This window comes from Kitasatospora sp. NPDC058170, assembly GCF_042883905.1.
Lineage (GTDB): Bacteria > Actinomycetota > Actinomycetes > Streptomycetales > Streptomycetaceae > Kitasatospora.
The window spans coordinates 86,964-110,816 of record NZ_JBHVUV010000003.1 but is presented as its reverse complement, the minus strand read 5'-3'; the positions used below and the strand labels follow the sequence as shown (position 1 = coordinate 110,816).

24 protein-coding genes are annotated in these 23,853 nt (G+C 73.3%); 6 read left to right on the top strand and 18 right to left on the bottom strand.

Annotated features, from left to right (window positions below; genetic code table 11):
• Positions 1-14 precede the first annotated feature (14 nt).
• The 5 genes from ACFVVX_RS05050 to ACFVVX_RS05030 form a co-directional block, all read right to left on the bottom strand.
• On the bottom strand, positions 15-944 hold the full coding sequence (locus ACFVVX_RS05050) for a hypothetical protein (protein WP_387941516.1): 930 nt from the start codon (positions 942-944) through the stop codon (positions 15-17).
• A 77-nt stretch (positions 945-1,021) separates the two neighbouring features.
• On the bottom strand, positions 1,022-1,474 hold the full coding sequence (locus tag ACFVVX_RS05045) for an NUDIX domain-containing protein (protein ID WP_387941514.1): 453 nt from the start codon (positions 1,472-1,474) through the stop codon (positions 1,022-1,024).
• A 320-nt stretch (positions 1,475-1,794) separates the two neighbouring features.
• On the bottom strand, positions 1,795-2,634 hold the full coding sequence (locus ACFVVX_RS05040) for a helix-turn-helix domain-containing protein (RefSeq protein WP_387941512.1): 840 nt from the start codon (positions 2,632-2,634) through the stop codon (positions 1,795-1,797).
• Positions 2,625-3,149 carry a DUF6879 family protein gene (locus tag ACFVVX_RS05035; protein ID WP_387941510.1) on the bottom strand — a complete coding sequence of 175 codons (525 nt, stop codon included), beginning with the start codon at positions 3,147-3,149 and terminating at the stop codon, positions 2,625-2,627. Before ACFVVX_RS05035 ends, ACFVVX_RS05040 begins: the two co-directional genes overlap by 10 nt.
• Positions 3,133-3,330, bottom strand: a complete 198-nt coding sequence (locus ACFVVX_RS05030; RefSeq protein WP_387941508.1) for a hypothetical protein — start codon at positions 3,328-3,330, stop codon at positions 3,133-3,135. The genes ACFVVX_RS05035 and ACFVVX_RS05030 overlap by 17 nt, the downstream gene beginning before the upstream one ends.
• A gap of 444 nt (positions 3,331-3,774) precedes the next feature.
• Here ACFVVX_RS05030 and ACFVVX_RS05025 point away from each other — a divergent pair, with 444 nt between their 5' ends.
• Together ACFVVX_RS05025 and ACFVVX_RS05020 are read left to right on the top strand one after the other, a co-directional pair.
• The gene (locus ACFVVX_RS05025) at positions 3,775-4,305 is read left to right on the top strand and encodes an HAD domain-containing protein (RefSeq protein WP_387941912.1); all 531 of its coding nucleotides are present in this window, start codon (positions 3,775-3,777) and stop codon (positions 4,303-4,305) included.
• On the top strand, positions 4,302-5,093 hold the full coding sequence (locus tag ACFVVX_RS05020; protein ID WP_387941506.1) for an MOSC domain-containing protein: 792 nt from the start codon (positions 4,302-4,304) through the stop codon (positions 5,091-5,093). Before ACFVVX_RS05025 ends, ACFVVX_RS05020 begins: the two co-directional genes overlap by 4 nt.
• Here ACFVVX_RS05020 and ACFVVX_RS05015 read toward each other — a convergent pair whose 3' ends face one another.
• The 7 genes from ACFVVX_RS05015 to ACFVVX_RS04985 all read right to left on the bottom strand — a co-directional run bounded on the left by ACFVVX_RS05015 (position 5,094) and on the right by ACFVVX_RS04985 (position 10,678).
• Positions 5,094-5,279 (bottom strand): hypothetical protein, encoded by a 186-nt coding sequence (locus tag ACFVVX_RS05015; protein WP_387941504.1) that lies wholly within the window; start codon positions 5,277-5,279, stop codon positions 5,094-5,096.
• Between the two features lie 20 nt (positions 5,280-5,299).
• A complete protein-coding gene (locus tag ACFVVX_RS05010; RefSeq protein WP_387941502.1) occupies positions 5,300-5,524 on the bottom strand; it encodes a hypothetical protein in 225 nt (74 codons plus the stop codon).
• A 6-nt stretch (positions 5,525-5,530) separates the two neighbouring features.
• A complete protein-coding gene (locus ACFVVX_RS05005; RefSeq protein ID WP_387941500.1) occupies positions 5,531-5,977 on the bottom strand; it encodes an ATP-binding protein in 447 nt (148 codons plus the stop codon).
• 101 nt (positions 5,978-6,078) lie between these two features.
• Positions 6,079-7,308 carry a helix-turn-helix domain-containing protein gene (locus tag ACFVVX_RS05000; protein WP_387941498.1) on the bottom strand — a complete coding sequence of 410 codons (1,230 nt, stop codon included), beginning with the start codon at positions 7,306-7,308 and terminating at the stop codon, positions 6,079-6,081.
• 236 nt (positions 7,309-7,544) lie between these two features.
• Positions 7,545-8,195, bottom strand: coding sequence for a hypothetical protein (locus tag ACFVVX_RS04995; protein WP_387941496.1), 651 nt, complete (start codon positions 8,193-8,195; stop codon positions 7,545-7,547).
• A gap of 108 nt (positions 8,196-8,303) precedes the next feature.
• Complete coding sequence (cobC, locus tag ACFVVX_RS04990) at positions 8,304-9,380, bottom strand: Rv2231c family pyridoxal phosphate-dependent protein CobC (protein ID WP_387941494.1); 1,077 nt, start codon at positions 9,378-9,380, stop codon at positions 8,304-8,306.
• Entirely contained in the window at positions 9,377-10,678 is a 1,302-nt protein-coding gene (locus tag ACFVVX_RS04985) for a cobalamin biosynthesis protein (RefSeq protein WP_387941492.1), read from the bottom strand. Before ACFVVX_RS04985 ends, cobC begins: the two co-directional genes overlap by 4 nt.
• A gap of 267 nt (positions 10,679-10,945) precedes the next feature.
• Here ACFVVX_RS04985 and ACFVVX_RS04980 point away from each other — a divergent pair, with 267 nt between their 5' ends.
• From ACFVVX_RS04980 to ACFVVX_RS04965, 4 genes are all read left to right on the top strand, one after another.
• On the top strand, positions 10,946-11,848 hold the full coding sequence (locus ACFVVX_RS04980) for an alkaline phosphatase family protein (RefSeq protein ID WP_387941490.1): 903 nt from the start codon (positions 10,946-10,948) through the stop codon (positions 11,846-11,848).
• 5 nt (positions 11,849-11,853) lie between these two features.
• Positions 11,854-13,155 carry an MFS transporter gene (locus ACFVVX_RS04975; RefSeq protein ID WP_387941488.1) on the top strand — a complete coding sequence of 434 codons (1,302 nt, stop codon included), beginning with the start codon at positions 11,854-11,856 and terminating at the stop codon, positions 13,153-13,155.
• Complete coding sequence (locus ACFVVX_RS04970; protein WP_387941486.1) at positions 13,152-14,189, top strand: TolB family protein; 1,038 nt, start codon at positions 13,152-13,154, stop codon at positions 14,187-14,189. The genes ACFVVX_RS04975 and ACFVVX_RS04970 overlap by 4 nt, the downstream gene beginning before the upstream one ends.
• A 150-nt stretch (positions 14,190-14,339) precedes the next feature.
• Positions 14,340-15,386 (top strand): hypothetical protein, encoded by a 1,047-nt coding sequence (locus ACFVVX_RS04965; RefSeq protein ID WP_387941484.1) that lies wholly within the window; start codon positions 14,340-14,342, stop codon positions 15,384-15,386.
• A 49-nt stretch (positions 15,387-15,435) separates the two neighbouring features.
• On the opposite strand, the gene ACFVVX_RS04960 is transcribed toward ACFVVX_RS04965, so the two are convergent.
• From ACFVVX_RS04960 to ACFVVX_RS04935, 6 genes are all read right to left on the bottom strand, one after another.
• Positions 15,436-16,914 carry a M6 family metalloprotease domain-containing protein gene (locus ACFVVX_RS04960; RefSeq protein ID WP_387941482.1) on the bottom strand — a complete coding sequence of 493 codons (1,479 nt, stop codon included), beginning with the start codon at positions 16,912-16,914 and terminating at the stop codon, positions 15,436-15,438.
• A gap of 194 nt (positions 16,915-17,108) precedes the next feature.
• Complete coding sequence (locus ACFVVX_RS04955; RefSeq protein ID WP_387941480.1) at positions 17,109-18,473, bottom strand: cobyrinate a,c-diamide synthase; 1,365 nt, start codon at positions 18,471-18,473, stop codon at positions 17,109-17,111.
• Between the two features lie 10 nt (positions 18,474-18,483).
• On the bottom strand, positions 18,484-19,089 hold the full coding sequence (gene cobO / locus ACFVVX_RS04950; RefSeq protein ID WP_387941478.1) for a cob(I)yrinic acid a,c-diamide adenosyltransferase: 606 nt from the start codon (positions 19,087-19,089) through the stop codon (positions 18,484-18,486).
• Positions 19,090-19,094: 5 nt separating this feature from the next.
• Positions 19,095-21,209, bottom strand: a complete 2,115-nt coding sequence (locus ACFVVX_RS04945; RefSeq protein ID WP_387941476.1) for a putative cobaltochelatase — start codon at positions 21,207-21,209, stop codon at positions 19,095-19,097.
• The gene (locus ACFVVX_RS04940; protein WP_387941474.1) at positions 21,202-22,719 is read right to left on the bottom strand and encodes a cobyric acid synthase; all 1,518 of its coding nucleotides are present in this window, start codon (positions 22,717-22,719) and stop codon (positions 21,202-21,204) included. Before ACFVVX_RS04940 ends, ACFVVX_RS04945 begins: the two co-directional genes overlap by 8 nt.
• Entirely contained in the window at positions 22,716-23,750 is a 1,035-nt protein-coding gene (locus ACFVVX_RS04935; protein ID WP_387941910.1) for a cobalamin biosynthesis protein, read from the bottom strand. The genes ACFVVX_RS04940 and ACFVVX_RS04935 overlap by 4 nt, the downstream gene beginning before the upstream one ends.
• Between the last annotated feature and the right edge of the window lie 103 nt (positions 23,751-23,853).

Here is a 23,853-nt window from a genome sequence, read left to right as displayed (position 1 = left end):
CGGTCAAGGGACGGCTACTCGCCGGGGTCCGGTCCGGTGTAAGCCGATGAGCGGAAGAGACGCGGGAACGCTCGGGAGCCGTGGCGCTGGTCGAGCCATGCCGTAAGTCCGCTCAGGTCTCCGCCGACCATGGCCGCGACTATCAGCCCGTGGAGCGTGTCCGCTGCTGTCCCGCCGATTTCCGTGAGGAACGTCAGGTACCGAGCACCGACCCCACGTTCATAGCCGGCCATGGCCAGGTTGAAGCGGGAGGCGACACCGGATGTAAAAGGGGCGAAGTCGGCAGCTTCCAGCTGTCCCGTGGTGTCGCGGAAGGCGAGCCGATCAGCCGGTTCGACGCGGTCGGCAAGACCGAGCCGCGCAGCCACTGTGTGAGCGAGTGTCCGGGCCTCCCGGTCCGTCGCTCCCTCCATCACGATGCCGAGGTTGCGAGTCGTCCCCGCGTCCGCCTGGTCCGGGGCCGAGTAGGTCCGGCCGTTGCCGTCCCGCCGGTTGATCCCGTACCGGTTGCGGATCACCTGGCCCTGGTGAAGCCGGTACTCGCGGAACGAGCCGAAGTGCAGGCAGTCATGGGCGTAGGACCGCAGCAGGTCGAGCGCCACCAGCTCCGGAGAGGACAGCCGGGCGTCACTCAGCCTGCCGTACCGGGTGATGACGGAGGCGAGTTGAAGGTGCCGGTATCCCTGGTCGGGGTGGTGGAAACCCCCGAAGGCATCGGGTCGAGTCGAGCGGACACCCACCCACACCCGGTCGATGGGCAGCAGCTGACCCAGGCCGAGCTGACGGTACCGGTCCGCCAGCAGGGCAGCGCCCTGCCGGAAGACCTCCCGCGCGGCCTCGTCAGCCCACGTGTCGAGCACCCAGTGCAGCAGCGAGAACGTGATGTTCGGATGAGCCTGACTCAGCGCAGCCGTGGCCCGCTGCGCCGCCAGTCGCTGAGCCAACTCGGAACGCTCGGCCACGCCGCCGGCCAGGTGCTCGTTCGGCCCCAGGCACGAGGGGGTGAGCGAGCGGCCGAGGTTCAGAGCCGCTGACGGCTGATCAACTGCCGGTGCGAGTCCTGAACTCCCTCGGGGAGATTGTCCGGTGAGAACCATCGAGCCTCCAAGACCTCGAACGAAGCGACCTTGATCCGTCCACTGACGTACAGCGCCTCGTAGGCGACTTCGACGCGCAGCTTGTAACCGCTCTTCAGGTGCGCCAGCTCGCACACCTTCACCACGAGCCCGGTCTCCTCCTGGACCTCACGGATGATCGTGTCCTCGAAGGACTCGCCCTTGTTCGCGTAGCCGGTCGGCAGGCCCCATTGCCGCCCCTCCGGCCACAGTCGGTGCTTCAGCAGCAGCACCCGGCCGTCCCGGTCGCGGACGACGCCCGTCACGCCGACCATGAACTTCGAGTGCCACAACCACAGAACGCGCCACTGCATCGGACCCCTGATGATCCGCCAGAGCTTGGCAACGATCTTCTTCATGGGTTAGCCCCTTCATCGGTCGGGCCACTCCCGCGCGCCGCTCGCGCGGTCGGCCCACGATCCCGCATCGCAGGCCACCAACACCAAGCCTGTGATCATTCGATCACTCTGGGTGTCCTCGGCGGTGGTGGTGTCGGTGGCGCCCGCGCTCCGCGTTCGGCGCCGCCTGGCGGGCCCGGCATCACGGCGCGCGGCTCAGCCCGGCCGGGCTGGCTTTCCACTGCTACGGACATGCCTGGCTCCCCTTCGCTCGGCTTTGTGGACGAAAGGCCAAGCTAGGGGAATTCCGGCTGACCGATCAATGAAATTCCCGTCAGCGACTAAAGATCTCGACGGAACATATCTGCCCACTCCGTCAGCTTCCCGCGCGCCTGTTCATCGAACAGTGCGTGGCCCTCGTACATGGCGAACATGTCCCGGTACTGCTGCACGTCCCTCGGGTCTCTCAGTACGATGATCCCCGTCTCGGTCTCGACGGTGGCGAGACTTCTGTCATAGACCGTGAACGTGTTGAGTGGGCAGTCGGGAATGTACTTGCCAAGCGGGATCACGCCGAGGCGAATGTTCGGCAGCCTGGACAGCGACATAAGCCGGTCGAGTTGAAGCGTCATCGCACGGGGCGGCAGGACAGCCCAGCGTGCGGCTTGTTCTGTGAGAATGAAGGTAAACGTCTTCGACTCGTCATAAATAACGGTCTGCCGGTCCAGCTTCTTGGCTACGGCCTTACTGGCGTCTCCCGGAACGTGGGCCAGGCTTGCCCGGATGTATTCAGGGGTGGCCAGTAGGGTCGTCAGCATTGAGAGCAGGAAATACCGAATCTCGGTGGACGACGCATCAAGCGCCGCGAGCTCGACCTGCTTCTTGTCCAGGCCCTTCTGTCGCAACGCACGGACGTCTTGCCACTCGGTGTTCGCCACCCTGGCCAGGTCCAACACTCGCCGAGCCAGCTCGGCCGGCACTTCGAGCGCCCGTAGGATCAGTTCCACATCCACCAGAGACGGAACCGATCGGCCGGTCTCGATCTTGCTGATTTTGGATTGCGTCATGCCACAACGCCGGGCAAGCCGGTCCCCTGAGAGACCGGCTTGATCCCGGAGTTCTTTGAGCGCCTTCGCCAGGTCGGATTTGCTCTGCCCAAGCTCGGCCGGATCTATTGCCACCCATGCTCTTTCACGTAGTCCGCAAAGGACACGGACTCGACTACCGCCAGCCGCTGCCATTCCCGATACTGCTGCACGTCACCGTCGAAGAGAACGCGATCGGTCTGCGTTCCGTCCGGCTCGTAGTTCATCAGGACCACGCTGGCGTCGTCGAACAACCAGAAGTCCTGATCAGGAAGTCCGGGATTCGGCCTGTCCGTCAGGTCGAGAATCCGGATATCCTCGCCCGCCTTTGCGTGCGGCTCGTAGTACATGAACTCGTACCGAAGATAGTCACTCAGCGGACGGGTAACGATGTGCACCCGTTGCACGGTACGACCGGCCGCGGTGTGAGCCCTGAGCCTGTCCGTCCACCCGGACGTGTAGGCGTCCGGGTCGATTCGATTCCCGGCCAGGAATTCCTCGATCTCTTCGGCCTCCCCCGCCACCTTGTAGGCGGGGAGAGTCTCAAGTCGGAACGCCGACTGGGAGAACCCGTGCAGGAGCTGCTGCCAGCTCTCACCATCCAAGGACACGAATGGCCTCCTTCACAACTGCCTCCGGCAGCTCCACGGCACCCTCGTGCGTCGGCACGGTCAGGTCGGCGTACTGGTCGCCCTGGAAGACGAGAGTGCCCCGGTCGGTGATGTAGACGTTGGGGCAGTCACCGTCCTTGCAGTCCCCGTTGCCGTCGCCCGTGATCCTCGTGTGAGCCATGGCCAACCCCCTTGAGTGCGGCCCCGGTTTGGGCCGGTGCGGGAAACGCTAGGGAAGGCTGGTGCCGCCTGTCCACGTACCGAGGGCACTATTCCCGTCCCGGACTAATGATCATGATCTGAAGTCTGGCCGAACAGGCCCTCTTGCGACGGCGTCGTTTCATCCGCCTCGCTCCCGTCAGCCACGGTGCTCAGGGGCCGAACGCGCCGGACGTCAGCTCCGCGGACACCATCGCGAGCCGCGTCTCCGAGGCGCTCGCCCCGGACCACCCGCCGCAGTTCGGCGGAGCACCCCCGGTCGCCGGCGCGGGTGCCGCACCCCGGCACCCGCGCCCACCGAAAACCGGTGGCCCCCGGTGGCCCCCGCCGCCAGGATGCCGGTATGCCGCAACCCGCCGAGCCGCCGCCCGCCGCACCGCAACCCGCCGGGCCGTTGCCTGCCGAGCTGCGGTCCTTGCTGCCGCTCCTGTTCCTGGACGTCGACGGTCCGCTGAACCCCTACGCCGCGAAGCCGCACAGGCGGCCCGAGGGCTACCTGACGCACCGGGTCAAGCCGGATTCCTGGGTCGCCCGATTCCCCCGCAGGCCGGGCCTGTACGTGCGCCCGCTGCGACTGTGGCTCAACCCGCGACACGGCCCGGAACTGCTCTCACTGCCCTGCGAGTTGGTCTGGGCGACCACATGGATGGACGAGGCGAACACCTGGATCGCCCCACTGCTCGGGCTGCCGCGCCTCCCGTTCGTCGACTGGCCGCAGCTGCACCAGGAGGACCCGGAGGGGCTGCACTGGAAGACCCGCCACCTGGTCGCCCGGGCGGCGGGGCGGCGCTTCGTCTGGGTGGACGACGAGTTGGGTCCGCAGGACGTCGAGTGGATCGCGGCGAACCATCCGGGGGAGGCGCTGGCCCTGCGGATCGACGCCCGACTCGGGTTGCGGGAGGGGGACTTCGCGACGGTGCGGGAGTGGGTGGCATGAGGGTCGGGGTGGTGGAGCGGCTGTGGCGGTACCCGGTGAAGTCGATGCTCGGGGAGGAGCTGCGGACGGCCGGGGTGTCGGAGCGCGGGATCGACGGGGACCGCGGCCGGGCGCTGGTGGACGTGGCCGGCGGGCGGGTGGTGAGTGCCAAGAACCCGCGGCTGTGGGCCGGGATGCTCGGGTTCACCGCCGTGCTGACGGCGGACGGGGTCGCCGTCAGTGGCCCCGACGGCCGGGCGGTCGGCGAGCGGGAGCTCTCCGAACTGCTGGGCCGGTTGGTCCGGTTGGTGGACGAGCCGCCACCCGGGGCGCTGCTGGAACGGGCCGTCCCGGAGGAGGTGCTGGCCCACGGCGTCGAGGCGGAGGTCGCCGTCACCGTCAACGGTCTCGGCCGGGCGGCCCCCGGCGGGACGTTCTTCGACTTCGCGCCGCTGCACCTGGTGACCACCTCGACCCTGGACGCCGTGCCGGCCGAGGCCGAGCGCTACCGCCCCAACCTGGTGATCCGTACCGAGGGGGAGGGCTTCGTCGAGAACGCCTGGGTGGGCCGCGAGGTACGGATCGGCCCGGACCTGCGGATCCGCGTGCTGGTCCCCACCCCGCGCTGCGCCGTCCCCACCCTCGCTCATGGCGAACTGCCGCGTAGCATGGCGGCGCTGAAGGCCCTCGCCGAGCAGAACCGGCTGGTCCCGATGGAGGGGATGCCCGCGCTGCCCTGCGCGGGCGTGTACGCGCAGGTGGTGGAGCCGGGAGCGGTGACGGTGGGGGACGCGGTCGAGCTGTGCTGATCACCGCGGCGGCGTCCGACGCCGGTCGAGGGCGGTCTCGGACCAGCTGAGGCCCCGGAGGAACGAGGCTGCGAGCGTCGTCCACCAGACGACGCCGGCGGTGCCGCGCTGGCCGGGGCCGACCAGCGCGGCCGCACCGAAGGCGAGCGCGATGCTGACGGCGAGGACGAGCGCGGCGACGGTCACTTCGAGGGGTGTCGGCCGGTTCACCGGTCCGTCCCTCGTCGGATGAGTGCGGCGAGCCGGATGACCACGTCGGGCCGGGCCCGGCCGAGTTCCACCAGTACCTCACCGGTGAAGAGGGACGGGCTGTCCACGCCGACTGACGGCAGGACGATGCTCGCGGACGCCAGGGCGTCGGTCAGCTCGGCGACGGCCGCCCTGGCGTCCTCGTGCCGCTGTCGGGCGTGACGGCCCGTACGGGATTGCATCGGTGCTCAACTCCGGTGCGGTGAGTACGGGTTCTGGTCGTCGTCGAGCAGGACGCGTACCCAGACGCGCTTGCCCGTACCGCGCCGTATGACCACCCCGAAGTCGAAGGCCAGCTCGCGGACGAGCTCGATCCCACGCCCGCCCTCGCTGAAGCGACGGGGGCGTCGGTCCCGGAGCGGGAGGTCGAAACGCGGATCCCACACTTCGAGCCGGCAGTCGCCCGCGAACTCCTGGAGGTGGAGCCGGACTTCGCCGACGCCCTGGCAGGCATGGACGATGGCATTGGTGACCAGCTCGGAGGTGATGAGTACGAGGTCGTCCACGCGGTCGCCGTCCCACCCCCATGCGGCGAGTTGGTGGCGGACCAGGTGGCGCGCGGTCCGTACGGAAGAGCTGTGCTCGGTGAGGGTGCCTTCCCACCTGTGGAGGGTCGGTCTGCTGAAGACGGTCACGGTCGGCCCTTCGTCCTCGCGTTGACAGAAGGGGGCCACCGGCCCCTGCGACTGACAGTAGGCGAGTGACTACAGGTGAATATGAATGGGTGGAATACGGTCTATCCGTCCAGCCGGAAGCGGTCCGACATGCGTCGCAACCTCTCACGGGTGGTGGCGCGTTCGGCGTAGACAATCTTGCGGAGGGTGGCTCGCGCGATCGGGTGGTTGCGGACGAGTTGAGGCGCGATCCGCTCGGCCGTCTCCAGATCTGCGAGGGCCCGGTCGCGGTTGCCGTCCCACAGCCAGGCCCGAGCCAGGTCCATGTGGTGATGGCCCCGCCGGGACTTGGGGAGCGCCGACACGTGCTGCGGGTCGGCGCGCTCGTTCAGCAGCAACGCCTTGGCGTGGTCCCCCATCTCCAACTGCACCGACACGGCGTGGATCTGCACATTTCCCAGGGAAAACGTCAGCGAGTGCCGGTCGAAGGTCGTCCTTCTGAGCGGCTCCATGCGCTGCGCAGCCCGACGGGCCTCCGCGACGCGGTCCTCGACCTGCTGTGCGTCACCCGCCCGGGCGGCCGACACCGCCGCCCGCAGATGCAGGCTTCCCCAGGCTCGGACGGCCAGCGGGTCGCCCGCCTGGTTCGGTTCCTCGATCGACCGCAGGGCTTTGTCCGACAGCGCGATCGCGTCGGACCAGTCGGCCGTGGCCCACATGTCCCAGACCCGCATCCAGTCGGCCACGGCGGGGAGCACGGCATCGCCGGACCTGGCGGCGGCCCAGGAGGCCCGCTCGCAAGCCATGGCCACGAGTTCGGGGTGTCCGAGCGCGTGGGCGGCGGTATGTGCGAATTTGCAGCAGACGGCGTAGAGGGAGAACGCCTCCTCCCGCTCGCGCCCGGTGGATACCTCTGCGAGCGCCCGCGACTCCCGCAGCAGATCCGGCAACATGCCGAGGATGGCGGTACTCGCCGCCTCGTCCCGCAGTCGGTGCAGCTGCTCGGTATCCCGCCACAGCTCACGGGAGGCGCGTGGAGGGCCGTCGAACACCGGCGCGAGGTCGTAGCGGCGCAACTCGCGCAGAATCGCCGCCGCGGAGATCTGCCATTGGTTCTCCGAGGAGTTCTCCGCGATGTATGGGCGCTCGATCAGGTCGTTCGGATGGCAATGCAGGGCGGAGGCCAGCTGATTGATGACCCCGGCCCGATCCAGCTCGATCCGCCCGGCCTCGACCTTCGAGACCCAGCCCTGGGTCCGACCGACTGCGGCTGCCAGATCCGCCTGTGGCATGCCGAGCCTCAGACGGGCGCGCCGGATGCGGTTTCCGATGGTCTCCTGCTCATCGAGCACTGCAGCCTCCCCATGTCGAACCGGGTCCGAGGGCGTCCCTCGAAGGGAAAGGTATCTGCCATGGGCGGTGGGGGCACAGTGGTTGAGAGCCGGGTTGCCGGTCCGTGCGGTTTCGGGCCCTGAGGGGTGCGGCCTGGTGTGTTTTGTGGTCTCAGTGACCATTCTTGATCGTGCTATCTGGCGAATCGGGCCGATGCTGCCTCCGGGCGGAGGATCGAGCAAGGAATCATCAAGGATCAGACGCCGGGGACGGCGTCCTTGGCGCTGGTGTGCCAGTTGGTGACGACCGGCTTGTCGACCCTGAGGGCGCCGACGGGAATGCTCACCGGGTTCGGGTCCCCCTTGCCGATGCCGATGATGACGTCCTTGAACTCGATGGCCTGGTTGGTGTTGGTGCTCTTCGGGTTGATCCCCGCGTAGGCGACGGTGGAGCCGCTGAGGGTGATCGGCGTGCCGACGGTCTGCTCGGCGTTGGCTGCCTCGATGCCGCCCGAGCCGAAGGCGATGACGGGGTGCTCGCCGGACAGGATGCAGGTGATGCCGGGCTTGGCCTTGGCGGAGATCTGGACGTAGCCGCCGGCCTGGGTCTCCAGCTTGGCGCTGAAGGTGAGGTCGTTGGCGCGGCAGGCCTGGCCCGAGCCGGTCTTGTCGCCCGCGCCCGGGGCGGGGGTCGACGGCTTCGCCGACTTGGAGGGTGCGGCGGAGGTCGGCGCGGCAGCAGGGGGAGCGGTGGTCGGAGCGGCGGAGGTCGGGGCGGCAGCCGGGGCGGCGGTCGTCGGGGCGCCGCCCACGGCCGCCGGCCCGTCGCTGTTGTCGGGGCCGCAGGCGGTGGCGGTGGCCGCGAGAGCGGTGACGGCAAGAGCGGCGAGGGCGATTCGCGAGCGCATGGAGGTCCCAACTTCCGTCTGTCCGGGGTGGATCGCTGTCTGCCTCCACGGTAGGTCGAGCTTGATCACCGGCTGGTGCTTGAAATGTCCCGGTCCTGTCCCAGGGGTTCAGGCGTCGGTCCGGGAGGTGCGCGGACTCGCGCCCAGCACCGCGTCGAGCGCCGCCAGGAAGCGGTCCGTCGTCGCGGGGTCCCGGACGGCGATGCGCAGCCAGTCCGGCCCCAGCCCGGGGAAGGTGTCGCCGCGCCGGACGGCGAAACCGTGCTCACGCAGCCGGGTGCGGACGGCTGCGGCCTCCGACAGTTCGACGAGGACGAAGGAGGCGGCGGGTTCGCCGTGCACCCGGACGGCGGGGAAGGCGGCGAGGCCCTTCAGCAGGTGGTCGCGGTGCCCGGCGAGGTCCCGGGCCGCCTGCTCGGCCTCGGCGAGGGCGGCCGGGGTGCTGCAGGCCTCGGCGGCGACGAGGGCCGGGGTGGAGACCGGCCAGAGCGGCTGGGCGGCGGCGAGCCCGGCGATCAGGGCGGCCGGGCCGAGCACGTAGCCGATCCGCAGGCCGGCCAGGCCCCAGGTCTTGGTGAGGCTGCGCAGCACGACCACCTGACCGGGCAAGTCCCGTACGGCGGCGAGGGATTCGGTTTCGCCGGGCACGGTGTCCATGAACGCTTCGTCGATCACCAGGGTGCGTCCGGGCCGGGCCAGGGCGGCGACGGCGGCGGCCGGGTGCAGGACGGAGGTCGGGTTGGTGGGGTTGCCGAGGACCACCAGGTCGGCCTCCTCCGGGACGGCCGCCAGTCGGAAGCCGTCCGCGGGGGAGAGCAGCACCCGGTGGACGGTGTGCCCGGCGTCCCGCAGGGCCGCCTCCGGCTCGGTGAACTGCGGGTGCACCACCGAGATGTGACGAGGCGTCAGAACGCGGGCGAGCAGCACGAAAGCCTCGGCCGCACCGGCCGTGAGCAGGACCTCCTCCACCGGCCGCCGGTGCCGGACCGCGACGGCCGCGCGGGCGGCGGCGGGGTCGGGGTAGACCGCGAGATCGCCGAGGGTGGCCGCGAGGCGCTCGCGCAGCCACGGCGGGGGCGTGCCGGTGCGGACGTTCACGGCCAGGTCGACCAGGCCGGCGGAGCGCACCTCCGCGTCGCCGTGGTGGCGCAGGTCGGGCTCGGTCCGGGGGGTGGCGCTGGTCACGAGGGATCTCCTGCACGGGGGAGGGGCGGGGCGGGGACGCGGACGAGGTCGTAGGGGCCGGGCTCCACCGGCGGGGCGGAGGCGTCCCCGGGGACGGCGAGGACGACGGCCTGCCCCTGGGTGGCGAGCGCGACGGCGGTGTCGAGGTGGTCCTCCGCGGTGAGCCGGCGGGCGGTCGGCCGCAGCACGGGGGCGAGGCGGTCGAGTACGCCGGGCGCACCGACCACCAGCGACGCGCGCCGCAGCTCCGCCGCACCGCGCCCGTCGAGCCGGCCGGGCCCGTCGAACCGGTCGGGCCCTTCAAGCCGGCCGGGCCCGTCGAACCGGTCGAACCGGTCGGGTTCGTCGAGGTGGAGGCCGACCACCGCCAGCCGCCCGTGAGTGGTCGCCGCGCGGGCGATCGCGGCCGTGGCCGCCCCCGACTTCCGCTTGGGCGCGACGAGCCGGCCACCGGGCGCGCCGAGCAGCGCCGCCGCCTCGGCGACGCTCGCGGTGCCGACGGCCGCCCGGACCCCGGCCGAGGGGTTGGGCACGCGCACCGCCGCCAGCGCGGCGGCCGGGTGGCCGACCACCGGCACGTCCAGCAGGGACGCGGCCCGGCGCACCGCCGGGTGGTCGGCCTTGCCGTCCACGGTGGCCAGCCGGGCGACGGACGCGGGGGCCAGCCCGGCGGCGGCCAGCGCCTCCAGGACCAGGTCGAGCACCTCGTCGGGCCGGGCCGCGCTCCCGGCGCCGACCCCGACGGTCAGGGTGCGCGGGTGCACCACCGGCGCGCCCCCGGCGGCGGCCAGGTCGGTGAACCGCGGCAGCCACCCGCCCGCAGGCTCCCCGGCGCCGACCGGCCGGGTGCCCAGGGCCGCCGACACCTCCGCGGCCAGCGCACGGGCCTCCTCGGCGCCCCCGGCCAGGGCGACGGCCCGGCGCCGCTCCGGATCCACGCAGACCAGAGCGGGCCGCCCCGCCAGGTCGGGCGGGCCCGCCGGAGCAGGCAGCCCCACGAGGTCGGGCGGGCCCGCACAGAGCAGCCCCACGACGGCCGGGACGGGCGCGAGACAGACCACCCGGCGGAACCGGCCCAGCGCCAGGCCCAGCACAGGCCCCAGCCCAGGCTCCAGCCGCTCCAGCGCCGACCCCAGCCCAGCCCCCAGGCCCTCCGGCAGCCGCTCGCCGCCGTCGGGCCCCGCCAGAGCCACCAGAGCCGCCGGGGTCACGGGCCCCGCCAGAGCCGCCGGCCACGCCGCCCGCAGCTCCGCGGCGAGCGTGCGGCCCGCCGTGTCGACGGCGACCAGACCGATCACGTTCCGCTCCCTCGGCGGCACAGCCGCTTTCCATCCGAAAGCCGCACGGTCAGGAGGCGGCGGCCGGGAAATCCCACCATGGTGGTGACGGACGGGTCAATCGGGACACCTGTGACATCCGCCGCCGCCCGGAGCCCCCGACACCGACGACGGGAGGGCCGCTGTTCGCCTGTTCTTCACTTTCCTTGCGCGGTCCACGCCACCGCCGCCCTCCTACTGTTTGCGGCGCTCTGAATCCCGCAGCCCCCCGACGCACGGAGGACACCCATGCCCTTCGCACGAATCCGCGACGCCGTCGCGCCCCGCTCCCGCCGCCCGCTGACCGCGCTCGCCGCCGGCCTCGGCCTGATGGCCGGCTCGCTCGGCCTCTGGGCCGCCACCGGCAGCACCGCGCAGGCCGCCGCCCTGCCGGCGCCCGACCACGTGGTCGTGGTGGTCCTGGAGAACCACGCCTACTCGCAGGTCATCGGCAGCTCCAGCGCGCCGTACATCAACGGCACGCTCAAGGCCGGCGGCGCCACCCTCACCCAGTCGTTCGGGCTGACGCACCCGAGCGAGCCCAACTACTACATGCTGTTCTCCGGCGCCACCCAGGGCCGCACCGACGACAGCTGCGTGCCGGTCGGCTCGATCAACAAGCCCAACCTGGCCTCCGAGCTGATCGCCGCCGGCAAGACCTGGGCCAGCTACAACGAGGGCCTGCCGAGCCAGGGTTCGACGACCTGCAGCAGCGGCAAGTACGCGCAGAAGCACAACCCCTGGTTCGGCTTCAGCAACGTGCCGACCAGCACCGCGTTCACCTTCACCCAGTTCCCCACCGACTACACCACGCTGCCGAAGGTCTCCTTCGTGGTGCCGGACCTCTGCAACGACATGCACGACTGCTCGGTCGGCACCGGCGACACCTGGGTGAAGAACAAGCTCGGCGCCTACGCGACCTGGGCCAAGACCCACAACAGCATCCTGGTCGTCACCTTCGACGAGGACAACAAGCTCTCCGGCAACCGCATCCCGACGGTCCTCTACGGCGAGCACGTCACGCCCGGCAGCACCACCGCCACCACCTACAACCACTACAACGTGCTGCGCACCGTGGAGGACCTCGCGGGGCTCACCAGCCACGCGGGCAACGCCGCCACCGCCGCCACCATCACCGGCATCTGGAACTGACGCCCGTGTACCTCGCGGACTCCCGCAGCTCGAAGGCCCCCGCCGCCCCGGCTCAGAAGCCGGGGCGGCGGGTGGCCGCCGCCGTCCCCGGAACCGTGCTGGTGCTGGGCACCGTCAGCCTGATCACCGACGTGTCCTCCGAGATGGTCAGCGCCGTCCTGCCGCTCTACCTGCTCACCGGGCTCGGCCTGTCCCCGCTCGGCTTCGGGCTGCTGGACGGCATCCAGAACGGCTTCAGCGCGCTGGTCCGGCTCACCGGCGGCCACCTCGCCGACCGGCGCGGCGCGGACGGCGCGGCGCGGCACAAGGCGGTCGCGGCGGTCGGCTACGGGCTGTCGGCACTCTGCAAACCGCTGCTGCTGCTCGTCCACACCGTGCCGCTGATCGGCGCCGTGATCGCGGTCGACCGCACCGGGAAGGGGCTGCGCACCGCACCCCGGGACGCGATGATCTCGCTGGCGACCGAACCCGAGCACCGCGGGCGGGCGTTCGGCGTGCATCGGGCGATGGACACCGCCGGCGCGCTGCTCGGACCGCTCACCGCCTTCCTGGTGCTGCGCCTCGCGGGCGGGCCGATGCTCGCTGACGACGGCGAACGGCACGGCTACGACGCGGTGTTCACGGTCAGCGCGTGCGTCGCGGTGCTCGGCGTCCTGGTGCTGCTGCTGTTCGTGCCGAGCCGGCTGCGGGCCGACGAGCCGCCGCGGACGGCCCCGTCGCTGCGGGACGGGCTCGCCCTGCTGCGGCGCCCGGAGCTGCGCCGACTCGCGCTCTGCGCGGTGCTGCTCGGTCTGACCACCGTCAGCGACTCCTTCCTCTACCTGCTCGTCCAGCGCAGGTTCGGCCTCGCCACCCACCTGTTCCCGCTGCTGCCGCTCGGCACCGCCGCCGCCTTCCTGCTGCTCGCCGTCCCGCTCGGCGCGCTCGCCGACCGGATCGGCCGCCGACGGCTGTTCCTGGCCGGGCACGGTCTGCTGCTGCTGGCCTACGGACTGCTGCTGTCGCCGCTGGGCGGCCTGCCGGCGGTGGTCTGCGTGCTGGTGCTGCACGGCGCGTTCTACGCGGCGACGGACGGCGTGCTCGCCGCCGCCGCGGCCGACGCGGTGCCCGCCGAGCAGCGCGGTGCCGGGCTCGCCCTGGTCGGGACGGGGCAGGCGCTCGCCCGGTTCGCCTGCTCGCTGGTCTTCGGTGCGCTGTGGAGCGCCGTCGGCGGTACCACCGCCCTGGCCTGGTCGGCCGCCGCGCTGGCCGGCTGCGTCATCGGGGCGTCCTTCGTCCTTCGCCCGGCTCCGGAGGGTCCGCAGTGAACCAGTCGCTCCAGACGCGCGGCCGGGTGGTGATCCTGCTGGTCGCCGTCCTGCTGCTGGGCTCGGTCGGCACCGGCGCGGTGCTGTACGCGTCCGACCGGTCGGCCCGCAAGGACCAGGTGCAGCCGGGCGGCCCGGTGGTCACCCGCGGCCCGGTCTCGCTGCAGGCCTCCGCCACCGGCCGTCAGCTGGTCTTCCGCAACATGGCCTGGGGCCCGCACCGCGACGAGCTGGCCACCGTGCCAGCCGACCACCCGGACGGCCCGCGGACCGCGTCCGGCGTGCAGTGCCTGCGGTTCCACGCGGCGGCGGGGACGGGCGTCTGCCTGCAGGCCGAGCGCGGGGCGCTGCAGGACAGCTACCGGGCGGTCGTCCTGGACGACCGGCTGCGCGAGCTGCGCTCCTTCCCGGCCGCCGGCATCCCGACCCGCTCCCGGGTCTCCCCCTCCGGGCACCTCGCCGCCTGGACGGTCTTCGTCAGCGGCGACTCCTACGCGGGCACGGCCTTCTCCACCCGGACCTCCATCGTGGACGTCCGGGACTGGAACCTCCGGGACAACCTGGAGGCCTTCGACGTGATCAAGGACGGCCGCCCGTACCAGGCGCCCGACCTCAACATCTGGGGCGTCACCTTCGCCGACGACAACGTTTTCTACGCGACCGTGGCCACCGGTGGCCAGACCTACCTGGTCCGCGGCGACCTCGGCGCGCGCACGCTGACCACGCTGCACCAGAACGTCGAGTGCCCCTCGCTGTCGCCGGACGGCACCCGGATCGCGTACAAGAAGCGGGTGCCCGGACTCCCGGACGACTCGCCCTGGCGGCTGTACGTGCTGGACCTCGCCACCATGACCGAGACCGCCACCGGGGAGCAGCGCAACATCGACGACCAGGCGGTCTGGTCCGACGCCTCGACCCTGCTCTACGCGCTGCCGGGCGACTTCGGGGCGGACCTCTGGACCGTCCCGGCGGCCGGCGGCGGGGAGCCGCGGCGGCTGCTGGAGGCGGCCGTGGCACCGGCATTCCTGGGCTGACCGGTCCGCGTCGCGCCGGGTGTGGGAGGCTGCGGGGGTGCCGCGGTCCGTGGACCGACGGTGCGTGTGGGCACCGGTACCCCGGGGGGAGCGGCCCACGCCGAGCAGAGCGAGGGCACCGGGGGTGCCGACTGACGGGGGAGCAGGACGGTGAAGGTGAGGGAGCCGGGCGGAGCGCGCGGGGGCGGCGGGCCGGCGGGGGAGCGGACACCGAGCGACTCCTGGCCGGCGCTGCACGGCCGGCCGGTGCTGCGGCGCTCGATCGCGGTGGGGCTGGTGCTCTGTGTGGCGTTCATGGGGGTGCTGCTGGTCCGGGGCGTGAACGCGCTGACGGTCGGGCGCGCGGTGCCCGAGACCGACCGGGACCGTGCCGAGCTGCTGGCGGGCCTGCACCCGTCGCAGCACCCGGGGGCGGGGCGGTACTACGTGCCGGTCGGCGCGGTGTACACGCGCACCCCGGAGGGCGTGCCGGTGGCCTATCTGCACTACCGGCTGGGCGGTGGGCGGCCCGTCGACGTCGCCGACTTCCTGCGCACCTACGACCTGCCCGCGCCCGGCCCGCGAGCCCCGCTGCCGCCCGACCTGACGGCGGCCCTCGGCGGGGACGAGCCGTCCGAGGCCCCGGAGCTGCCGGAGGTGGGGGCGGCGGCCGGGCTCGGTGAGTCGCCCTGGGCCTCGCCCTCGCCCGCGCTCCCGGAGCCGCCGGGACCGACGGCGAGCCCGAGCCCGACGGCGAACCCGAACCCGAATCCGAACCCGAACCCGAGTCCGAGTCCGAGCCCGACGCCGACCGCGCAGGCGGACCGGCAGCCCTCGCCCGAGGTCTCGCCGTCCTCCGCCCCGTGCACCCGCTCCGCGAAGCCGGCCCCGGACTCCCCGGACTCCGCGGAGGGCGACGAGGAGGAGGACGAGGAGGGGGACGACGAGGAGACGCGGACGCCGACCGCGGAGCCCCAGGCCGACGGGACACCCACCCCGACCGCGACCCCGACCGGGCCCCCGTCCCCGTCCGTGACCCCGTCCCCGGTGTTCGTACCGGCCGCAGCCGTGGCCGAGCCCGAGCCCGTACCGACGGCCGCGCCGAGCCCCTCGCCCACGGCCACCCGCACCGCGACCGCCGGCCGCCGGATCTACGTCTCGACCACCTCGGGCGGTCTCACCGGCGCCACCGACATCTACGTGCGCGCCTCCGGCTGAAACCCCCGGAAGTCCTCCCGGTTGAACCGAGTCCTCCCGCCGGGCCGGGTCACTCCACCGTGACGTCCACCTTCATCTCGTCCGCACCCGCCGTGCCGGCCACCGTGACGGTGACGCCGGTCCAGTGCCCGTCCGGCATGTTGAGCGCGGGGTTGGTCGTCTGGCCGACGCTGCGGTTGCTGCCGAAGGGGTAGAGGTCGTCGGCGTCGCCGCGGTTGCCCTGGCGGAAGATCGCCGCGAGGTCGCGCCGGCCGTCGGCCTGCAGGAGTTCGATGGCGAGGTTCTCCTCGTCCTCGACGTTGAGGATGTCCTCGTCGACCACGTAGACGGCGAGGCCCTCGTCCGGCAGGAACGCGTCCTGGCCCTTCTTGCGCCGGTACTCGACGACGATGTACTGCTTCTCCTTCATCGTCCGGGCGTTCTGGATGAACAGCATGCCGCCGCCCTCGGCGGCGGGCCGCAGGGTGATGTCGGGGGTGGTCCGGGTGATGCGCTGGGGGCTGGTCCAGCCGTGGAACATCCGGAGCATGCCGTTGGCGAAGACCGGGGTCTGGCCGTTGTCGCCCCAGTTGCCGGAGGCCATCAGGCAGTAGTCCCCGAGCCCGGCCGACTTGGTCAGGTCGAAGTCGCCGATGTCGTAGTAGTCGTCCCAACGGGCGGCCAGGTGGCCCCACTCATGGGCGCAGAGGCCGACGCTGCAGTCCTCGGGCACCGTGAGGAAGGTGCCCACCCGCAGGCCGGGGGCGACCTCCACACCCTCCGGGCCGGGGGGATCCAGGAACGGCGGGGGCGGCGGGACGTTCCACTTGAGGCTCCAGAAGTTGTTCTTGTTCCCCTTGGTGGCCTCGGCGCCGCGGCCCGCGTGGACGATGAACAGCGCGGTGACGAACCCCTCCTTGAGCGCGTCGAAGGGCCTGAAGTCGATGCCCTGGGCGACCGCGGCCGCGATGGTGTCCCGGGCCATGCCCTGGGAGTTGCGCGGGAAGTCGCCCTGGCCGGTCTGGCCGTCGACGTAGAAGGAGATCGGCTGCGGCAGCCGCAGCCAGCCGTGCACCTCGCCCACGACGTCGATGCCGTGGTCGCCGTCCGGGTCGAAACCGCTCAACTGCCGGTAGTAGTCGCGCAGACTGCCGCTGGGGAAGGTGTGGTTCTTGCTGAACAGCAGCTGCTCGTAGTGGCCCGGGGTGAACTCGCTCTGGTGCGGCTTGTCGGGGAAGTCCACCAGCAGGACGAGGGTGTGGACCTCGCCCTTCAGCTCCGTCTCGGGACGGGAGATCAGCTGCGCGCCGGCGGCCGGGGTGGTGCTGGTGGCGCCGTCGTCGAGGCCGACCATGCCGCCGCCGCGCCGTTCGGCCCGCCAGACCACGTAGAACTGGTCGAAGGTGACATCGGGCGGCAGCCGCCGGGACTGTTTGAGATTCAGGTACTCGGCATAGAGCTGCCCCAGCGACTTCGGGGAGAGAGGCGCGAGGCAGGGTTGGTCGGCGGGGTGAGGGTGGTGATGCAGCGGGGTTAAGGTGTGACGCATGGTGACGGCTCCCTAGGGCCGGCTCACGGGCGGGGCGTGTCCGCACGCTCCACAGGGTCCGCGGGCCGTCGGCGACCGGTCGGCACGCCGGGAGGCGGTCGGGTCACCGACACCGGTTGCGGCTGGAGCGATTTGCGGCTGTCTGTCCCTATTCTGACGCTCCGGACGGTGATAACACCAGACCCTTCGCCTGCCTACTGCAGGGGGATCGCGGCGGCCGCCGCCACGAACGAGGCCGCGAGCTGCGGTGATCCTGCCCAGTGAAGGTGCAGATACGAAGCGTGAACACCGCCGGCGGTGAAACCCTCGGTCCGCGACCCGGTCGGCAGCCGCCAGCCCCAGGCGGGCTGTTCGCCCGCACCGGGCTCGCAGACCGTCCGGTGGAACTCGTGGCCGCGGACCCGGGTGCCGGCCGGGCCCAGCGGCGAGTCGTGCAGGGCGACGGCCTCCCGGTACCCGAGGGTCAGCCGCTCGGTCATCCGGGCCGTGGTGTCCAGCACGCCGCACATCGGCAGGCCGTCCAACTCCCGCCCGAGGTAGAGCAGTCCGGCGCACTCGGCGGCGATTGGGGCACCCCGGCCGGCGAGCGCGGCGATCGCGCTGCGCAACCCCGCGTTCGCACTGAGCTCCCGGACGTACAGCTCGGGGAAGCCGCCGCCGATCACCAGGCCCGCGGTGCCCTCGGGCAGCGCGTCGGCGTGCAGCGGGTCGAACGGCACCACCTCGGCCCCGGCCGCCGCCAGCAGTTCGGCGTTCTCGGCGTACGAGAACGAGAACGCGGCGCCGCCGGCCATCGCGATCCGGGGCGCGCCGGCCACCGCGGCGACCTCGGCGGCCGGGTCCCAGGGCGCGCCGTCCAGCGGGGGAGCGGTCCGGGCCAGCGCCAGCAGCGCGTCCAGGTCCACCGAGGAGGCGACCAGTTCGCCCATGTCCCGGACGGCCTGCAGCGCCTGCGCGGAGCGCTCCACGGCGGGGATCAGGCCCAGGTGGCGGGACGGCGTGGCAACCGCCGCCGAGCGGCGCACGGCGCCCAGCACCGGCACCCCGGAGCCCTCCTCCAGGGCCTCGCGCAGCAGCTGCTCGTGCCGGTCGGAGGCGACCCGGTTGAGGATCACCCCGGCGAGCCGCACCTGCGGGTCCCAGGAGGCGAAGCCGTGCACCAGCGCGGCCACCGAGCGGGACTGCGAGGAGGCGTCCACCACCAGCACCACGGGCGCCTTCAGCAGCTTGGCGACGTGGGCGGTGGAGGCCAGCTCGCCGCGCCCCGACGCCCCGTCGAACAGCCCCATCACGCCCTCGACCACCGCCACGTCGGCCCCGGCCGCGCCGTGCAGGAACAGCGGCGCGATCCGCTCCGGCCCGCACATGAAGGAGTCCAGGTTGCGGCCCGGGCGCCCGGCGGCCAGCGCGTGGTAGCCCGGATCGATGTAGTCCGGGCCCACCTTGTGCGGCGACACCGCCAGACCGCGGGCGGCGAGCGCCGCGATCAGGCCGGTGGCGACGGTGGTCTTGCCGGAGCCGGAGGACGGCGCGGCGATGACGAGACGGGGGATGTTCACGTGTTCCGACTTACCACTCGATACCGCGCTGGCCCTTGCGGCCGGCGTCCATGGGGTGCTTCACCTTGGTCATCTCGGTGACCAGGTCGGCGAGTTCGGTGAGCGGCTCCTTGGCGTAGCGGCCGGTGATCACCACGTGCTGGCTGCCCGGGCGGTCCCTGAGCACGGCCACCACCTCGTCCACGTCGACCCAGCCCCAGTGCATCGGGTAGGTGAACTCGTCCAGCACGTAGAAGCGGTAGGTCTCGGCGGCCAGGTCGCGCTTGACCTGCTCCCAGCCCTCCTTGGCCGCCTCCTCGCTGGACTGCTCCATCTCGGTGGACCGCTGCACCCAGGACCAGCCCTCGCCCATCTTGTGCCAGTCCACCGTGCCGCCCTCACCGGAGGCGCCGAGCACGCGCAGCGCGTTCTCCTCGCCCACCTTCCACTTGGCGGACTTGACGAACTGGAACACCCCGATCGGCCAGCCCTGGTTCCAGGCCCGCAGCGCCATGCCGAAGGCGGCCGTGGACTTGCCCTTGCCCGGGCCGGTGTGCACGGCGGTGATCGGCAGCGTACGGCGCTGGCGGGTGGTCAGGCCGTCGTCGGGAACGTTCTCGGCTACGCCCTTGGGCATGGGGATCAGGCCGCCTTTCGGTGGAGGTCGGTGGTGCGGTGGGCCTGGACGAGCGCCGCCACGCCCTCGGCGCGCAGCTCCGCCAGGGAGACGGCGGAGGCGCCCAGACGGGCCGCCAGCTTGTGGGCGAGGCCGAGCCGCACCGGCCCGGACTCGCAGTCGAGCACCACGCTCGCGACACCCTGCGCGGCCAGCAGTCCGGCCGCCCGGTCGGCGGCGGGCAGCGCGTCGCGGCCGCCGGTGGCCCGGCCGTCGGTGACCACGACCAGCAGCGGGCGGCGGTGCGGATCGCGCATCCGCTCCACCCGCAGCACCTCGTGGGCGCGCAGCAGACCGGCCGCCAGCGGCGTCCGCCCGCCGGTCGGCAGGGACTCCAGCCGGGCCGCGCCCACCTCCACCGAGGAGGTCGGCGGCAGCGCCAGCTCGGCGCCGCTGCCGCGGAAGGTGACCAGGCCGACCTTGTCGCGCCGCTGGTAGGCGTCCATCAGCAGGGACAGCACCGCGCCCTTGACGGCGCCCATCCGCTGCCGGGCGGCCATCGAACCGGAGGCGTCCACCACGAACAGCACCAGGTTGGACTCCCGGCCCTGGCGCACCTGCTCGCGGAAGTCGTCCGGGCGCAGCTCCAGCGCCCGGCCGCTGCGCCCGCGCGCCGCCTGGTACGGGGCGGCGGCCTGCAGGGTGGCGCTCAGGTGCAGCCGGGCGAGCCGGCCCTGCGGGCGGCGGGCGCGGATGGTGTGCCCGCCGTCGGTCTCCGCGGGGGAGCGGCGGCCCTGGGCGCCCCGGCCGGTGCCGGGCACCTTGAACAGCCTGGTCCGGTACGGCTCGCCGGCCGCGACCGGGGCCGACTCGCGGGCGCCGCCCTGGCCCTGGCGGGGGAGCGGCTCCGCGTCGGCCGGCTGCTCCTGCTCCGGCTCGGAGGCGGCGGAGCCGTCGGGGGCGCCGGGGGCGTCCGCGGGCTCGGGTGCGCCGCCGCCCCCGCCGTTGTCGGGGCCGCCGCCGTCCGGGCCGGGCCCCTCGTCCTCGGGGCCGCCGCCGTCGGGTCCGTTGCCCTCGGGTCCGTTGCCCTCGGGGCCGTTGTCGGGCTCGGGCTGCTCCGGCTGCTCGGGCTCCGCGTGCTCCTCCAGCGTGCGGTCCAGCTGCTCCTCGTCCAGGCCGGGCGCGTCGAAGGGGTTGCGGCGGCGGCGGTGCGGCAGGGCCAGCTGGGCGGCCTTGCGGACGTCCTCCTCCAGCACCTCGGTGCGGCCCGCCCAGGCGGCCAGCGCGACGGCGGTGCGGGCCATCACGATGTCCGCGCGCAGCCCGTCCACCTCGAACGCCGCGCAGACGGCGGTGAGCTGGCGCAGCGCCGCGTCGGGCAGCTCGACCTTGGGCAGCAACTCCCGTGCGGTGGTGATCCGTTCGGCGAGCTCCCGCTCGTCCCCGGCGAACCGGGCGGCGAAGCCGGCCGGGTCGGCGTCGTACGCCAGCCGGCGGCGGACCACCTCGGCGCGCTCCGCCGGATCCCGGGTGGCGGCGATCTCCACGGTCAGACCGAACCGGTCGAGCAGCTGCGGACGCAGCTCGCCCTCCTCCGGGTTCATCGTGCCGACCAGCAGGAACCGCGCCGCGTGCCGGACCGAGACGCCCTCGCGCTCGACGTAGGAGCGGCCCATCGCGGCGGCGTCCAGCAGCAGGTCCACCACGTGGTCCTGGAGCAGGTTGACCTCGTCGATGTAGAGCACGCCGCGGTGGGCGCGGGCCAGCAGCCCCGGCTCGTACGCCTTGACGCCCTCGGACAGCGCCCGCTCCAGGTCCAGCGAGCCGACGATCCGGTCCTCGGTGACGCCGACCGGCAGCTCGACCAGCCGGGCGGGGCGCTCGGAGCCGACGGCGGCGTGCGCGCCGTCCGGGCACTGCGGGTCCGGCCCGGCCGGGTCGCAGGCGAAGCGGCAGCCGTCCACGGTGGCGATGGACGGCAGCAGGCCGGCCAGCGCGCGCACCATGGTGGACTTGGCGGTGCCCTTCTCGCCCCGGACCAGCACCCCGCCGACGGCCGGCGAGACGGCGTTGAGCAGCAGCCCGAGCCGCAGGTCGGCCATGCCGACGATGGCCGTGAAGGGATAGCGGACGTCACTCATGATTCTCCAAGAGGGCTCCGGGCGGGAGGAACGGCAGCGACCCCGCCGCCGGTACCCCGCCCTCGATCAGCTTCCACAGCGCGTCGGTGTCCGCGTGCTCCTCGATCAGGTCGCCCAGCCGGTCCAGCCGGGCCTCGCGCGCCTCGGCGAACGAGGTGTCCGGCGCGGGCACGAACGCCCGGCCCGCGGACCGCGCCACCTCGCGCAGCAGTTCGCGCCGGAAGCCGTCGTTCTCCAGCGCGCCGTGCCAGGTCGTGCCCCACACCGCCCCCACCCGGCAGCCGTCCAGGAAGGCGTCTCCCCCCTCGACGGCCACCACACCGTGGTGGATCTCGTACCCCTCGACCCGCTGCCCGTACGCCTCGCCGACCGGTCGGCCGAGCACCTTCTCGGCGCCGAAGCGGACCCGGGTCGGCAGCAGGCCCAGTCCGTCGACGGACCCGGCCTTCGACTCGACCTCGTCCACGATCGTGCGGGCCAGCATCTGGTAGCCGCCGCAGACGCCGAGGACCGGCAGCCCGGCCGCCGCCCGCGCCGCGAGGGCCGGCTCCAGGCCGCGCTCGCGCAGCCAGGCCAGGTCGGCGACGGTGGCCCGGGTGCCGGGCAGGATCACCAGGTCGGCGTCGGCCAGCTCCTCGGGCCGGGTGGCCCAGCGGACCAGGACGCCCGGCTCCTGGGCCAGCGCGTCCATGTCGGTGAAGTTGGACAGCCGCGGGAAGCGCAGCACGGCCACCCGCAGCACGTCCGCGCCGAGCGGCCCGCGGCCCTCGGTGCGGTCCACCACGGTGGTCAGGTCCAGCGAGTCCTCGGCGTCCAGCCAGAGCCCGGACAGCATCGGCAGGGTGCCGAGCACCGGTCGGCCGGTGAGCCGGTACAGCATGTCGAGGCCGGGGGCGAGCAGCCGCCCGTCGCCCCGGAACTTGTTGACGAACCAGCCCGCCACGTGCCGCTGGTCCTCGGCCGACAGCAGCGCCAGCGTCCCGTACATCGCGGCGAACACCCCGCCGCGGTCGATGTCGCCGACCACCACCACCGGCAGCCCGGCGGCGGTGGCCAGGCCCATGTTGGCGATGTCCCGGTCCCGCAGGTTGATCTCGGCGGGCGAGCCGGCGCCCTCGCAGACCACCACGTCGTAGCGGCTGCGCAGGTCCGCCAGGCACTCCAGGGCCCGCTCCAGCAGCAGGGGCTTGCGGTCGCGGTAGTCCAGCGCGCCGACCTCGGCGACCGCCCGGCCCAGCAGCACCACCTGGCTGCGGCCGTCCGCGCCCGGCTTGAGCAGCACCGGGTTCATCGCCGCCTCGGGCTCCACCCGGGCCGCCTGCGCCTGCATCGCCTGCGCGCGGCCGATCTCGGCGCCGTCGGCGGTGACGAAGGAGTTCAGCGACATGTTCTGGGCCTTGAACGGCGCCACCGCGACGCCCTGTCGGGCCAGCCAGCGGCAGATGCCCGCGGTGACCACGCTCTTGCCCGCGTCCGAGGTCGTCCCGGCGACCAGCAGCGCGTTGCTCATGCGCTCCCCCTCCGCTTCCGTGCCGTGAGCCCCGGCAGAAGTCCTGCCGCGGGTGTCGTCGTCCGGGCCGGCGGGCGTCCCGCCGTCAGCCCCGCCCGGAGGGCCTGCCCGAGGGCGTGCCCGGCGACGGCCGTCCCCAGGGCCAGCAGCCCCACCCGGCGGGAGAGCCGGCAGGCCCGCTCGATGTCGTCCACCGTCACCGGCCGCAGCTCGCCGCCCAGGACGGGCCGGTGCTCGACCCGGGAGCCGTAGGCCAGGGTGCCGCCCAGCCGCACGCCGACCGCCCCCGCGAAGGCCGACTCGGCCTGGCCCGCGTTGGGGCTGGGGTGCGCGGAGCCGTCCCGGCGCCAGACCCGCCAGGCGGTCCGGGGCTCCGGCGAGGCGGCGACGGTCAGCAGCGCGGTCAGCCGGGCGCCCGGCCAGCCCGCCACGTCGTCCAGCCGGGCCGAGGCCCAGCCGAACCGGGCGTAGCGCGGCGAGCGGTGACCGACCATCGCGTCCAGGGTGTTGACGGCGCGGAACGCCAGCAGCCCGGGCGTGCCCGCGAGCGCGCCCCAGACCAGGGCGTTCACCACGGCGTCGGCGGTGTTCTCGGCGACCGACTCGACCACCGCGCGGGCGATCTGCTGCTCGTCCAGCGCGCTCGGGTCGCGTCCGCACAGGTGCGGCAGCCGCCTGCGGGCCGCCGCGAGGTCGCCCGCGGACAGCGAGCGGCCGATGGTGCGGGCCTCCCGGGTCAGCGAGGTGCCGCCGAGGACCGTCCAGGTCGCGGCGGCGGTGAGCGCGGCCCGGCCGAGCGGCCGGCGGCCGAGCGTCCGGTCGGCGGCCACCGCGCCGGCCGCGACGGCGCCCACGCAGAGCGCGGTGTAGGCGGCGCCGGCGCCGCGGTGGTCGCGCCAGAGCGGCCGCTCCAGCCGGCCCGCCGCGGTGCCGAAGGCGGCCACCGGGTGGCCGCGCCGGGGATCGGCGAAGCGGGCGTCGGCGAGATGGCCGGCCACGGCGCCCAGCGCGAAGGCGGCGGCGCGGGTCAGCGGGCGCACGGCGGCGGGCAGCCGGGGGCTCGGTCGGTCGGGGCAGCCTGCATCGCGTGCGTGTCCTCACTCAGGGTCCGCGCCCTGGATCGACGTACCGGCG